General features: G+C 63.2%; 9 protein-coding genes. 2 read left to right on the top strand and 7 right to left on the bottom strand.

Annotated elements, in window-relative coordinates:
• Positions 1 to 62 precede the first annotated feature (62 nt).
• Entirely contained in the window at positions 63 to 3,017 is a 2,955-nt protein-coding gene (locus tag V7S54_RS00155; protein ID WP_065372480.1) for a bifunctional [glutamine synthetase] adenylyltransferase/[glutamine synthetase]-adenylyl-L-tyrosine phosphorylase, read from the top strand.
• An 80-nt stretch (positions 3,018 to 3,097) separates the two neighbouring features.
• On the opposite strand, the gene V7S54_RS00150 is transcribed toward V7S54_RS00155, so the two are convergent.
• Positions 3,098 to 5,428: a PAS domain-containing sensor histidine kinase gene (locus V7S54_RS00150; protein ID WP_065372479.1), complete on the bottom strand. Its 2,331-nt coding sequence runs from the start codon at positions 5,426 to 5,428 to the stop codon at positions 3,098 to 3,100.
• A gap of 182 nt (positions 5,429 to 5,610) precedes the next feature.
• Positions 5,611 to 8,259 (bottom strand): aminopeptidase N, encoded by a 2,649-nt coding sequence (gene pepN / locus V7S54_RS00145; protein WP_065372478.1) that lies wholly within the window; start codon positions 8,257 to 8,259, stop codon positions 5,611 to 5,613.
• Positions 8,260 to 8,687: 428 nt separating this feature from the next.
• On the opposite strand from pepN, the gene V7S54_RS00140 reads away from it, so the two are divergent.
• Positions 8,688 to 9,626, top strand: a complete 939-nt coding sequence (locus V7S54_RS00140; protein ID WP_057250367.1) for a DMT family transporter — start codon at positions 8,688 to 8,690, stop codon at positions 9,624 to 9,626.
• 41 nt (positions 9,627 to 9,667) lie between these two features.
• On the opposite strand, the gene V7S54_RS00135 is transcribed toward V7S54_RS00140, so the two are convergent.
• From V7S54_RS00135 to V7S54_RS00115, 5 genes are all read right to left on the bottom strand, one after another.
• Positions 9,668 to 10,960 carry an MFS transporter gene (locus V7S54_RS00135; protein ID WP_065372477.1) on the bottom strand — a complete coding sequence of 431 codons (1,293 nt, stop codon included), beginning with the start codon at positions 10,958 to 10,960 and terminating at the stop codon, positions 9,668 to 9,670.
• A gap of 198 nt (positions 10,961 to 11,158) precedes the next feature.
• Complete coding sequence (locus V7S54_RS00130) at positions 11,159 to 11,314, bottom strand: hypothetical protein (RefSeq protein WP_141679267.1); 156 nt, start codon at positions 11,312 to 11,314, stop codon at positions 11,159 to 11,161.
• A 79-nt stretch (positions 11,315 to 11,393) separates the two neighbouring features.
• A complete protein-coding gene (locus V7S54_RS00125) occupies positions 11,394 to 11,570 on the bottom strand; it encodes a hypothetical protein (protein ID WP_089043882.1) in 177 nt (58 codons plus the stop codon).
• A 176-nt stretch (positions 11,571 to 11,746) separates the two neighbouring features.
• Positions 11,747 to 12,643, bottom strand: coding sequence for a uracil-DNA glycosylase (locus V7S54_RS00120; protein WP_336407958.1), 897 nt, complete (start codon positions 12,641 to 12,643; stop codon positions 11,747 to 11,749).
• 97 nt (positions 12,644 to 12,740) lie between these two features.
• Entirely contained in the window at positions 12,741 to 14,039 is a 1,299-nt protein-coding gene (locus tag V7S54_RS00115; RefSeq protein ID WP_336407957.1) for an Hsp70 family protein, read from the bottom strand.
• Positions 14,040 to 14,063: the final 24 nt, after the last annotated feature.

Genomic DNA, 14,063 nt, shown 5'->3' with positions numbered 1-14,063 from the left:
GCGGAATGAGGAACGTGTGCGCGGTTGTTCCGCCACACCCGCTGCAGCGGAAGGGAGAGGGCATGCAGGAACAGGTGCAGCAGTGCTGGGAGATCGAGACGACGCCGATCCGTCCTGCAACCCAGGCCGATGCCAAGACAGCGCATTCGGTGCTGAAGGACATGGCTAAGGGCCACGACCAGATCGCAAAACTGCTCGCTTGCGAAAGCCCGTTCAAGACCTTTGTGGTTTCCGCTTTTGCGCTTTCGCCTTTCCTGCGCGACACTGGCGGCAGCCAGCCAGCCATTCTCGAAGAGCTGCTGTCCACAGATCTCCTGACCTTTCTGACCGAGCGGGTGCGGCGCGCCCGCGACGCCTGGAAGCCGAACGCCTCAGGCGCCGCTCTGCCGGACACGGAGATCATGGCGCGGCTGCGGAGAGCCAAACGCGAGCTTGCCTTCGCCGTGGCGCTTGCTGACCTCTCCCGGCATTTCGACGGCCGCGAAACCACGCGCTGGCTCAGCGAATTTGCCGGTGCTGCCGTGTCGGCGACGATCGATCACCTGCTGCTGAGCGCGCACGAGAGCGGCAAGCTGGTCGTCAAGGATGTCGCCTGCCCGAGTGTCGGTTCCGGCGTCGTCGTGCTCGGCATGGGCAAGCTCGGCGCCTTCGAGCTCAACTACTCCTCCGACATCGACCTCGTCGTCTTCTACGATCCGCAATCCGGCATCATCGTCGATCGCGATGATGCCTCGGAAACCTTCGGCCGCCTGCTGCGTCGCCTGATCCGCATCCTGCAGGAGCGCAGCGGCGACGGCTATGTCTTCCGAACCGACCTGCGCCTGCGGCCGGACCCGGGCTCGACGCCGCTCGCGATCCCGGTCGAAGCGGCGATGCTCTATTACGAGAGCAGGGGGCAGAACTGGGAACGGGCCGCCTTCATCAAGGCGCGGCCGGTGGCCGGTGATATCGAGGGCGGCGAGCGCTTCCTGCGCGAGCTGGTCCCCTTCGTCTTCCGCAAGTATCTCGACTATGCGGCGATCGCCGACATTCATTCGATCAAGCGGCAGATCCATGCGCACAAGGGGCATGGCGAGATCGCGGTCAAGGGGCACAACATCAAGCTTGGCCGTGGCGGCATCCGCGAGATCGAGTTCTTCGTGCAGACGCAGCAGTTGATCGCCGGCGGCCGCATGCCGGAGTTGCGCCAGCGCGCGACCGAGCCGATGCTGCGCGCGCTCGTCAAGGCCGGCTGGATCGACGAGGAGACTGCCGACGAACTTGTCGAGGCCTATTGGTTTCTGCGTGATGTCGAGCACCGGATCCAGATGGTGCGCGACGAGCAGACCCACGTCCTGCCCGAGACCGAGGCGGAGCTGAAGCGTATCGCCTATATGCTCGGCTTCGAGGACACGGCCGCTTTCTCCAAGGCGCTGTCGCGCGTGCTGAAAACCGTCGAGCGCCGCTACGCGCAGCTTTTCGAGCAGGAGGCCAAGCTCTCGACCGAGACCGGCAACCTCGTCTTCACTGGCCAGCGCGACGACCCCGATACGCTGGAGACATTGCGAAAGCTCGGCTTCCAGCGGCCGTCGGACATCTCCCATACGATCCGCACCTGGCATTACGGCCGCTACCGTGCGACGCAATCGGTGGAAGCGCGCGAACGGCTGACCGAGCTGACGCCGGAGCTTCTGCGCGTCTTCGGCGAGAGCCGCCGGGCCGACGAAGCGTTGCTGCGGTTCGATAATTTCATTTCCGGTCTGCCGGCGGGCATCCAGCTCTTTTCGCTGCTCGGCAACAATCCGGGCCTACTGTCACTGATCGTCAACGTCATGTCGTCGGCGCCGCGGCTTGCCGAAATCATCGCCGCGCGTCCCCATGTTTTCGACGGCATGCTCGATCCGGGCCTGCTCGCCGAACTGCCGACCCGGGACTACCTCGCGCCGCGCATCGCCAACTTCGTCGGCGGCGCGCGGCACTATGAGGAGGTGCTCGACCGCCTGCGCATCATCGCTGCCGAGCAGCGCTTCCTGATCGGCATCCGGCTTTTGACCGGCGCCATATCGGGCGCCCAGGCGGGCCGTGCCTTTACCGATCTCGCCGACCTGATCATCGCCGCGGCGGTGAAGGCGGTGCAGGACGAAGTCCGCTCCGTGCACGGCGATTTCCCCGGCGGTCGCATCGCCGTTGTCGGTATGGGAAAGCTCGGCAGCCACGAGCTGACCGCGGGCTCGGACGTCGACCTGATCCTGCTCTATGACTACGATGAGGCGGCAACCGAGTCCGACGGCACCAAGCCGCTGGACCCGACGCGCTATTTCACGAGGGTGACTCAGCGTCTGATCGCGGCACTTTCCGCGCCGACGGCCGAAGGCATTCTCTACGAGGTCGACATGCGGCTTCGCCCCTCCGGCAACAAGGGGCCGGTCGCGACCAGGATCAACGCCTTCGCCAAGTATCAGCGCGAAGAGGCCTGGACTTGGGAGCATCTGGCTCTGACCCGGGCGCGCTGCATCTGTGGCGACGACAAACTGATTGCCGAGGCCAATGCGATCTTCGCCGAAATCCTCGGCCGCCAGCGCGATGTTGCCAAGGTGAGTGCCGACGTGATCTCCATGCGCGAGATGATCGATAGTGAGAAGCCGCCGAGCGACATCTGGGATTTCAAGCTGATCCCGGGCGGTCTCGTCGATATCGAATTTATCAGCCAGTACCTGGCGCTCGTCGCGCCGGCGAAGGGCGTTCAGCCGCTGACCGCCGGCATCAATACCGGCGATGCGCTGAAGCTGCTCGGCGACGCCCTGATGAACCCAAACGACCTCGATGTCGCCCTGGAGGCACTGCACCTCTTTACCGAGTTGTCGCAGATCGTGCGGCTGTGCATTGAGGGAGAGTTCGAGCCGAAGGAGGCGCCGGCCGGGCTGATCGATCTCGTCTGCCGGGCAGGGGACTATCCGGACCTGAAAACCTTGGAGGGAGACATCCGCCGCCTGTCGAAGGCGGTGCGGCGCGTTTTCCAATCGGTGGTTTCAGGCTGAGCTTCACTGACGCGTTAAATCATCGCAATAAGCTGAGCGTGATACGAGCGGAGACCGCTCGCACTTCTCCTGATCCCACTTCAGGCGCGGTCGGGGATTCTAACCGAGATGATGGTGCCGACGTTTTCCGTCGAGTGTATTTTCATGCTGCCGCCGTGCAGGCGGGTGAGTGAGCGCGAGATCGCGAGCCCGAGGCCCGATCCGCCCTTGCTCTTGGCATATTGGCTCTGCACCTGTTCGAAGGGCTGGCCGATCTTCTGAAGTGCGTCGCGCGGAATACCGATGCCCGAATCGGCGATCGTCAGCGTCACGGCGCCGGTCACCTTGCGCGCTCGAAGCGAAATGCGCCCGCCCTCGTTGGTGAACTTCACCGCATTCGAAAGCAGGTTGAGCAGCACCTGTTTCATGGCGCGGCGATCGGCGACCATGGTGAGGCCCGACGAGATCTGCTGCACCACATGGATGCTCTTCTGCTCCGCCGGTATGGTGGTGAAGCGCAGCGTTTCTTCGATCAATGGCGCCAGATCGATCCTCTCGCGGCTGATGCGCATGTGCCCGGCCTCGATCTTCGACATGTCCAGGATGTCGTTGATGACGTTGAGGAGGTGCTTGCCGCTCTCGTGGATGTCACGTGAGTATTCGTTGTATTTCTCCGAGCCGAGCGGCCCGAACATCTGGTTCTGCAGGATTTCCGAGAAGCCGAGGATGGCATTGAGCGGCGTGCGCAGTTCATGCGACATGTTCGCCAGGAATTCCGACTTGGCGCGGTTCGCCGCTTCGGCGCGTTCCTTTTCCGCCTGGTAGTTGGAGTTGGCGACCGAAAGCTCGGTCTTCTGCCGCTCCAGCGTCATGCGTGACGCCGAAAGGTCGCCGATCGTCGCCATCAGCCGCCGCTCGGATTCGCGGAGGCGCACCTGGTGGCGTTTCAGAAGCGTGATGTCGGTGCCGACGGAAACGAGGCCGCCGTCGCGCGTGCGCCGCTCGTTGATCTGCAGCCAGCGTTCGTCGGCAAGCTGAACCTCGGTTGTCTGCGACTGGTTGCTGCGGTCAGGATCGGCGATGCGCCGTTCGACCACGGGGCGTGCTGCCGCGGTTTGCACGGCGATGCGCTCGGTGCCCGGAACAAGCACGTGATCGGGCAGCTTGTAGGCTTCCTGGAAGTGCGTGTTGCACATGACCAGGCGGTCATGCTTGTCCCAAAGGACGAAGGCCTCCGACGTACATTCGATCGCGTCGGCGAGCCTCTGGTCCGCTTCGGCATAGCGCTGGGCAAGCCGGTGCTGCTCGGTGACGTCCATGGCAATGCCGATCAGATGCGCCCGCCCGGAAACGGTACGGATGATTTCCGCGCGGGCGCGTAGCCACACATAGTGGCCATCCGCATGTCGCATGCGGAAAACCTGGTCGATCTGGCGCGCGTCGCCGCGCGCGATGGTGCGTGCCACGCCGTAGATGCCGCGATCATCGGGATGCATCAGCCGCGCGGCGTCGCCGAAGGAGAGCACGCTGCTTTCTCCGGGCATGCCGAGCATCTCGTACATCGACCGCGACCAGAACAGCCGACGGTTGGCGAGGTCGAAATCCCAGAGACCGCAACGGCCGCGTGACAGCGCCGTCTCGACACGCAGGTTGGATTCGACAAAGACCGAATCCGCGTCGCGGGCCCGCTTGGCCTGAATGTAATAGGCGTAGAGCACCATCAACAGGATGGCCGAAATGCCCGCAAAGAGCGTAACGTTGAGCGACACCTCGTCGCGCCAGGTCGTTTCGAGCTGGGTGATCGGCGTCGCGGCCAGCACGACTCCGGCCGCATCAGGCAGTTGCGCCAGTGCCACGATATGGTCGACACCGACAATCGGTGTTCTCATGACGCTGGAATGCTCGCCGAAATACTGCAGCGTCGCGATATCCGGCGCGACCGCTGCGAGCGTCCGGCCGATGAGCGGTCCGCCTTCCTGGGTGCTGGCGAAGATCCGGCCATCCTTGCGGACCGCAAGGATGAACGTGCCGGGATCGAGCATGCCGGTTGGCAGATACTGGCTGAAACGTTGCTCCGCGTCCGCGCGGCGGCCCTCGTCAAAAAGGGCTGCACCGTCCGTCTGGAAGGCCGCAACCGCGATGGCGGCCGCGAGCCCGACCGTCTGGCGCGAACTCTCTTCCATGCGGGCGTGCTCGTCCATGATGCTGGACATGCGCGAGACCGCGACGATGATCAGGAATGCGATGATGAGGATCGGAATGGAACGCTTGAGAATGGGCTCCGCGCTCGCCAGACGCCGCGAGGTCGGTCCGGCAAAGATCTTCGCCTGCGAGATAAACTCCTGCTCCAGGCGGCCGGCAAGCCCCGGAAACTTGAGTCGCAACCGCCCGTCGGCTGCGCTCGCTTGTCGCGCGTCCGCCATCTTTCCCAATCCGAAAACCCTCTGATGATTCGGCGCGCCGCTCGCCCGAATCTGACTCAATGAATCACAGGGCGATTCGCCTTGTCCAGAGGCGTTGGTAAAGATTTGTTAACCATTTCTTATCGTTGGGAAATAGTAGGCCGGGTCGCGTGAGCGGCCCGGCCCTAAACAAAATCAATATGTTCCAGGACTCAGGCCTTGAGCATCCGCTCGACGATGTCACCGACATCGGCCGAAAGCTTCGAGGCTCCGGCAATCTCCTTCAAGGCCTTGCGGGCATGACCGGCGCGCTTGTCCTCGAGCGAGCGCCAGGAGCGCATCGAGGTCAGGATTCGGGCCGCAAGCTGCGGGTTGCGCGGGTCGATGTCGAGGATCTGGCGCGCGAGGAAGCGGTAGCCCTCACCATCGGCGCGATTGAAGCCGGTGGGGTTGGCGAAGGCATAGGTGCCCACCAGCGAGCGTACGCGGTTCGGATTGTTGCCATTGAACAGCGGCTCGGCCATCAGCGCCTTGACGCGGTCGAGCGTTGCGGCGCCGGGGATCGTCGCCTGGACGGCGAACCACTTGTCGATGACGAGTGCGTTGTCGGCAAAACGCTTGCGGAAAGTCGCAAGCGCTTCCGCGGTCTCGGTAGCCTCGGGGAAGCGGTGCGCGAGCAGCGCCAGCGCATGGCTGAGATCGGTCATGTTGTTGGCGGCGGCAAAGGCCTTGGCGGCGCGCTCCGGCCCTTCATCGCCCTGGACGAGGTAGGTGAGGGCGCTGTTGCGCAGCGCCCGCCGGCCTGCGCTCGCAGCATCCGGGCTGAACGCGCCTGACGAAACGAGGTCGTCGGCCAACTTGAGGAAGGTGTCGCGTCCGGCGGCAGCAATGGCCACCAGGATCTGCTGACGTGCGGCGTGGATCGCGTCGGGATCGTTGTTCGTGCCGATCTCGCGGGCGATATCGGATTCGCTCGGCAGCGCCAGCGCCTGCGAGCGGAATGCGGGCTCCAGCGTGTCATCCGCGGCGGCGCGGATCAGGCCGTCGATGAGCGCCGTGTCGCAAACGACCGGCTTTCCGGCGCGGACGTTTGCCGTGGCCTCGACCAGGTTGCTGAGCGCGATGGCGTTGAGCGCCTGCCAGCGGGCGAAGAGGTCGCTTTCGTGAAGCGCGATCAGCGCGAGGTCCTCGGCGTTCTGCTCGATATGCAGATTGATCGGCGCGGAGAAGCCGCGGTTGAACGACGGCACCGGCCGCGACGGAATGCCGGAGAAGACGACTGTCTGCTTGCGCTGCGTGAGGTGCAGGACGTCGCCGGTCATGTCGGCGCCGGAAACCGAGGAGAGGTCGACTTCGCTGCCGCCTTCGAGCAGCAGACCCATGCGCAGTGGAATGTGCATCGCCTCCTTGGCACCCTGTCCGGGTGTGGCCGGCACGGTCTGCTCGAGCGACAGGGTGAAGGTCTGCTTGGCCGCGTCATAGGCGCCCGAAGCGGTGACCAGCGGCGTTCCGGCCTGGTGGTACCAGAGCGCGAACTGGCGGAGGTCGCGGCCGCTTGCCGCTTCGAAGCAGGCGACGAAATCCTCGATCGTCACCGCCTGGCCATCGTGCCGATCGAAATAGAGATCCATACCCTTCTTGAACAGATCGCGGCCGAGGATCGTGGCGATCATGCGAGTGACTTCCGAGCCCTTTTCGTAGACGGTCGTCGTATAGAAGTTGTTGATTTCGCGATACTTCGTCGGCCGCACCGGATGGGCCAGCGGGCCGGCGTCCTCGGGAAACTGCTCCGATTTCAGGTGCCGCACCTCGGCAATGCGCTTGACCGCGCGCGAGCGCATGTCGGCGGAGAATTCGTGGTCGCGGTAAACCGTCAGGCCCTCTTTGAGGCAAAGCTGGAACCAGTCGCGGCAGGTGATGCGGTTGCCGGTCCAGTTGTGGAAGTATTCGTGCGCGATGATCGCCTCGATATTGGCGTAGTCCGCATCGGTCGCCGTTTCCGGGTCGGCAAGCACGTACTTGTCGTTGAAGATGTTGAGACCCTTGTTCTCCATCGCGCCCATGTTGAAGTCGGAGACGGCGACGATCATGAAGATGTCGAGGTCGTATTCACGGCCGAAGGCGTCCTCGTCCCACTTCATCGAGCGCTTGAGCGCGTCCATGGCGTAGGAGGCGCGTGGCTCCTTGCCGTGTTCGACATAGATCTTCAGCGCGACGTCGCGACCGGACATCGTCGTGAACGTATCCTCGACAACGCCGAGGTCACCGGCGACGAGGGCGAAGAGGTAGCTCGGCTTCGGGTGTGGGTCGAACCAGGCAGCGAAATGGCGGCCGTCGCCCATGTCGGCGCCGCCGAGATAGTTGCCGTTCGACAGCAGGAGGGGAGCGGACGCCTTGTCGGCGATGATGTTAACCGTGTAGACGGCAAGCACATCCGGACGATCGGGGAAATAGGTGATGCGGCGGAAGCCTTCGGCCTCGCACTGGGTGCTGTAGATACCGTTGGTGCGGTAAAGCCCCATCAGCTGCGTATTCGTATCAGGCGAAAGCAGCGTGGTGATGGTGATTTCGAACGGGGCGGTTTCCGGCAGGCCGCGGATCGTCAGCGTATCGTCGGCAACGTCGTAGAGGGCTGTTGCGAGCTCTTCCTGGTCCAAGAGCAGGCCGGTCATCTTCAGCTCATCGCCGTCGAGCAGCAGAGGCGCCGAAGCGTCGACGCCTTCGCGACGATGGAAGATCAATCGGGCTTCGACCTTGGTTTCCTTCGGGTCGAGCTCGAAGGTCAGATCCACTCTCTCCAGAACGAAGTCGGTCGGCCGATAGTCTTCCAGATGAATGATCTGGCCAGTATTTGTCCGCATGGTCAGTCCCGCTTGCGCCGTTCTACTGGAGAATTTGTAGTGGGCGCCTGTGATGGTGAAAAGGCCAAGGGACGAAAAGTCGGATAATGCCACACGATTTTGATGCCGGCGACCGCACTTTCGACTGAAAAGGCATGGCGTCCGATGGTCTTCCCGCTCCCTTATCGCATTGACGTGTATCGAAGTGGGACTAACAAGACATGAATTGGAAAGGTTTTTTTCGTGGCAGCTAAAGAAAAGCCCGACGTCGTTTTGCTGAACGGCAATCGATCAAGAAAAAACGTCATTCATCACGAAGTTTGATCCGACTTTCTTGCCGAGCGTCGCTAAGGTGACGAAGTCCTGTGGCGGTTTCTCCGCCTAAAAATCTCCAAACCAGCCCTCGTGTCTGCTGATCGCCGGCGGAGGCTGTTCGAAAAGTGCCCTCAATGGATGCGGAAGTCGAAAGCCCGATGAAGGGGATCCTGCTCAAGGTCCTTTCCGTCGTCATTTTCGTTTGCATGTCGACGTTGATCAAGGCGGCCGGAAACGAGATGGCCACCGGCCAGATCACCTTCTACCGCTCGGCCTTCGCCATGGTGCCGATCCTCGGCTATCTCGCCTTCCGCGGACAGTTGCGCGATGCCTTCAAGACCGAGGATTTCACCGGCCACATCGCCCGCGGCTTCGTCGGCATTCTCGCGATGAGCTTCGGCTTCTACGGCCTCGTGCACCTGCCGCTGCCTGAAGCGATCGCCATCGGCTACGCCATGCCGCTGATCGCCGTCGCCTTCGCGGCACTTTTCCTTGGCGAGACGGTGCGGCTTTATCGCTGGTCGGCGGTGGTCATCGGCCTGGTCGGCGTGATGATCATCACCTGGCCGCGGCTGACCCTGTTCCGCGAAGGCGGTTTCGGTTCTCTCGAGGCACTGGGCGCCGCAGCGGTGCTGGTTTCGGCGGCTCTCGGCGCGGTGGCCATGGTGCTGGTGCGAAAACTCGTCAAGAACGAGCGGACCCATACGATCGTGCTCTATTTCTCGCTGTCGGCCTCGGTCTTCTCGCTGGCGACGCTGCCCTTCGGCTGGCCGTCGATCTCGCGCGAAGCCTTTCTGCTCTTGATGGTCGCCGGCTTCTGCGGCGGCGTCGCGCAGATACTCCTGACCGAGAGCTATCGTCATGCCGACATGTCGACGATCGCGCCGTTCGAATACACGTCGATCGTGCTCGGCTTGATCATCGGCTATTTTCTGTTCGACGATGTTCCGACGGCCACTATGCTGATCGGCACGGCCATCGTCGTCGGGGCCGGCATCTTCATCATCTTCCGCGAACATCGGCTCGGGCTGGAGCGCAGGGGCGCCCGCAAGCACGTGACGCCGCAGGGCTGAGAAAGCGCCAGGGAAAGCGCGACGTCCTTAGTTCCTGGGGATTACGAGCGTGGCTTTTCCCAGGCCGGAACCGTGTCGTCATCGATCAGCGGTTCCTGCGCCATCTGCTGGGCGATGGGGCTCGTTACGTCAGGTCCGGGTGTCGGCATCACGCTCGTTGCCTGGAAGTCGGTCTTGGTAACCAGGCCCTTGTGTTGCTCGCGCTGCAGGATGCGCCAGGCGGCGTAGCCGCCATAGAGGGCGAAATAGACGGCGAGAACGAGGAACAGCGCCGCCGGGCCGAAGCGATCCATGACCGGGCCGACCATCAGAGGACCGGAGATTGTGCCGAGCCCATAGGTGATCATCAGGCCGGACGATGTCTCGACATACTCTTTGGGTTTGGCCAGGTCGTTCGCATGCGCGACATTGAGCGCATAGATCGGAAACAGAACCGAACCGACGAGAGCGGCGATGGCGTAGAGAACGGTCGGCGAACTGCCGATTGCGGCCGACATCACCAGGCAGGAGACGACGCCGACGACGCCGCAGCCGATCATGACGATACGCCGGTCGATCTTGTCGGAGAGGCGGCCGATGGGGATCTGCGAGATCGCGCTGCCGGTCAAAAGCGAGGCGAGCAGGGTCGCACCTTCGGCGGTGGAAAGACCGATCTTCTGGGTGAAGACGCCGCCGAGATTGAGCCAGGCGCCGGAGAGCGCACCGGCCAGAAAGCCACCGACGACGGCGACCGGCGAGCGGCGGAAGAGCGTCGGGATGTCGAACTTGGCCTGCGCGGGCGGTGCGGGCATCGGCGAGGAGGAGAGGGCCGTCGGCAGAAGGGCGAGCGAAAACAGCACGGCGCAGAGCATGAACAGGGATGTGTTCGTCGGGTCGCCGAGCGGCACCATATATTGTCCGCCGATCGTGCCGACCATCGTGGTGATCAGATAGAGCGAAAACAGCAGGCCGCGGTTTTCGTTGGTGACGCGCTCGTTGAGCCAGCTTTCGATGACGAGGTAGCTTCCGGAAATCGCAAAGCCCGATATGGCGCGGAACGCGATCCAGGCGCGCCAGTCGACAATCAGCCCGCAAAGCAGGATCGCGATGGAAAGCAGCGTGATCAGCGCCGTGAAGACGCGGACATGTCCGACGCGCAGCACGAATTTCGGCGTAATGATGCAGGATAGCGTGAAGCCGACCGTATAACCGGTGGCGATGATCGAAACCGTCAGCGTCGACCAGTCCTCGGCGACCGAGCGCACCGGGATGACATAGCTCTGAAGGCCGAAGGCGACCATCATGAGCAGGGTCGACACCATCAGGCTGAAGACGGAAGCGAGGCTGGCCAGCATCGGCGCTCCTGAAAACAAGGCGCCCCTCCATCGACGGCGACGGCAGGCAAGCGCAGGTGGAGCGAGGACGGTCTGGCGGATACCGGACGAGCCCGACACTCCAAGGTCAAAGCGAGTGTGGCTCTATCCAGTTTTTCGGGCGCTGTCGATTGCGACAGGCGATGGCAAAAAGGCGGTAGGCCTCTTTGCCGGCAGCGATCAGTTCGGCAGCAGCGGGCTCACGACCACGCGATGGGCGCGGCGTGCATCCTTCTTGGTGCTGAGAATGGTGTATTCGCGCGAGGCGCGCACGGCAGTACCGATGTCGGAGATCGAATCGAACAGGACCTTGAGGCTAACGATGGGCTTGGTCATGGTTGCGTTCCTTTCTTCGTCGTCGGCCAATAATGGCCACTTGTGCACGCGATACGCGGTCAAGCGTATCGCGTGGGGATCAGCGCTGAATGAAATCGGCGAAAATCTGCGCCGGACGGGTGGTCCGGGCAAGGCCGATCGCGGTCATCTGCTCGTTGGCTGCCGTGCCGAAGCGGTTGAACGGCGTCCGGTAAGCAGCACCGGTGTGGCGGAGCGTCTCAAAGCTGCTGTGGATCGGACGAAAGCGGGCAGTCATGGTTCAATTCCTTATTCCATTCCTCCCGTGCGAGTATATTGCGCTGCAACATCTCATTTTGCAATGCGTCATAATGCGCCGCTGATATGCGCAAACCGCATGGCTTTCTTCATGCTTTGTTCATAAAGCGGGCAGGCAGGTTGGCGCCGCATGGGCGCAACGTTCTTCGGCGAGGATCAGCCTTGGATCCGGGCCTTGAAGGCAAGCAGGTCCTGCCAGGCAAAGCGCTTGTTGACGGGCGCCGTCATCAGATCCTGCGGGTGCAACGTTGCGAGCGTCGGCACCGTGATGCCGCCGATCGAAAGCTCCCGCCATTCGCCGCGAAGCTGGTGGATCGTGTCGTTGCCGCCGAAGAAGAAGCGGGCGGTGAAATTGCCGAGCAAAAGCAGATGTTTGGGCTCGGCAAGCGCGATTTGCCGTTCGATGAAGGGACGGCAGATGTCAGCTTCGCGCGCCGTCGGCACGCGGTTGCCAGGCGGGCGCCAGGGCACGACGTTGCTGAGCAGTACGCTTTCGCGCGCCAGGCCGATGCCGGCGAGCATGCGGGTCAGCATCTCGCCGAGGCGGCCTGCGAAGGGCTGGCCGTCGCGATCGTCATCGGCATAGGGCATCGGGCCGACGATCATGATGCCGCTGGCCGGGTCGCCCTCGGCAAAGACGAGGTTGCGGGCGCTGTTTCTGAGATTGCAGCCGGCAAAGCCCTCCATCGCAACCCTGAGCTCGGCGAGCGATCGGGCTGATTCGGCAGCAAAGCGCGCCTCTTCGATGGCCTGCGCATCGGGGATGGCAACGGCAGGGGCGCTCGCGGCCGGAGCGGGTGCACGGCTTTCGCGGGATGGAGTGGAAGCGGGGGCTGCCGCCGCTATCTGGCGCGCCGGCGCTTGCGAAGCGGGCGCCTCCGCACGGTTGTTGGCCGCCGGCGCGCGCGCGTTGCCGCGCGCCGCCTTCATTGCCTCGAACTCGGCGAAGCGGTCGACCGGCTCCTCTTCCAGCAGCCATTCGACGCCCGCATCCGCATGGAAGGCGAGGAGGGCGGCGAGCTGCGCCGGAGAGAGGTCGTGGGCGGAAATCATGGCCGCCAACCTAACCCATAAGCTGCCGGACCGGAACCGCTTTTCCGGCCCTCGGCATTCCTATCCAAGGTCATGCACATCAGGCTCGGGGCCTCGTTCAGGCCGCGTTGGCCGTCCAGTGGGCGATGTCCTCGTGCTCGCCGATCAGCGCCAGGCCGTGGGCGATCGACAGCAGTTCGCCGCCGCTTTCGATGCGGTCGGCCTCGAAGCGCCGCTCGAAGATGCCGCGCACCGCCGGAACGAAAGACGTGCCGCCGGTCAAGAACACCTTGTCGATCGACCCGGGCGCCGTCGCGGTCGACTGCAGCACGTCGTCGAGCGCGCCCTCGATGCGGGCCAACTCCGGCGCGATCCAGCCTTCGAAGTCGCAGCGGCGAACGGTGCGACGCGACATTTCGCCGAGCGGGGCGAAATAAAACTCGGTCTCGTCTTCTTGCGAGAGCCGCATCTTCGTCGCCGAGATCGCGTTGTAGAGCGGATAGCCCTCGTCATGCTCGATCAGGTCGACAAAGGCTTCGAGCTTTTCGGGCTCGAGGCTCTGGCGCACGAGCTTTTTCAGATCCGTGAAATCTTTCAACGTCTTGAAGATAGAAAGCTGATTCCAGCGGCCGAAATTCGCATAGTAGTTCGACGGGACTTCAAGCAGCTTGTCGAAGCTCTTGAAGAGACTCCCCTTTCCAATCAGCGGCGAGACGACGTTGTCGATGATGCGGAAGTCGAAATGGTCGCCGGCAATGCCCACACCCGAATGGCCGATCGGAGTTGCGGTCAGCCGCCCGGCCTTGGTCTCGAAGCGGATCAGCGAATAGTCGGTGGTGCCACCCCCGAAATCGGCGACCAGGACCGTGGCATCCTGCTTCAGGTTCTGCGCGAAGTAGAAGGCGGCTGCCACCGGCTCGTAGACGTAGTGCACCTCCGGGAAGCCGAATTCTGAGAGCGCTGCGCCATAGCGTTCAAGCGCGAGCGCCGGATCGGGGCTGGAGCCGGCGAAATGCACCGGTCGGCCGACGACGATGCGGCTATACTGATCCATCCAGCTGTCGCCGGCATAGTCGCGCAGCTTGGTCAGGAATACCCGCATCAGATCCTCGAAGCTGTGGCGCTTGGCAAAGACCTGCGTGCCCTGGAAGAGGGGGCTTGCGGCAAAGGTTTTGATCGATTGCAGGAAACGACAGTCGCCCGGATTGTCGATGAAGGCGCGGATCGCCGCCTGGCCGGCTTCGACCTTCAGTGCCTGTGCGCCAAGGTTGGTGTCCTTCATGAAGGAAAGCGCGGTGCGCATGGCGTCTGTCGTGCCGGCGAGACTGTCGAACTGCATCGAGTGGGTGGTGTCGCCGGCGGCAACGGCAAGCACGGTATTGGTGGTGCCGAAGTCGAAGCCCAGTGCCTTGGCCATATGGTGGTCTCCTTGCGTCTGGCG

This window comes from Ensifer sp. CCNWLY38, from assembly GCF_037120565.1.
Lineage (GTDB): Bacteria > Pseudomonadota > Alphaproteobacteria > Rhizobiales > Rhizobiaceae > Ensifer > Ensifer adhaerens_H.
The sequence above is the reverse complement of the archived record's forward strand: the minus strand, read 5'-3'. Positions and strand labels throughout refer to the sequence as shown.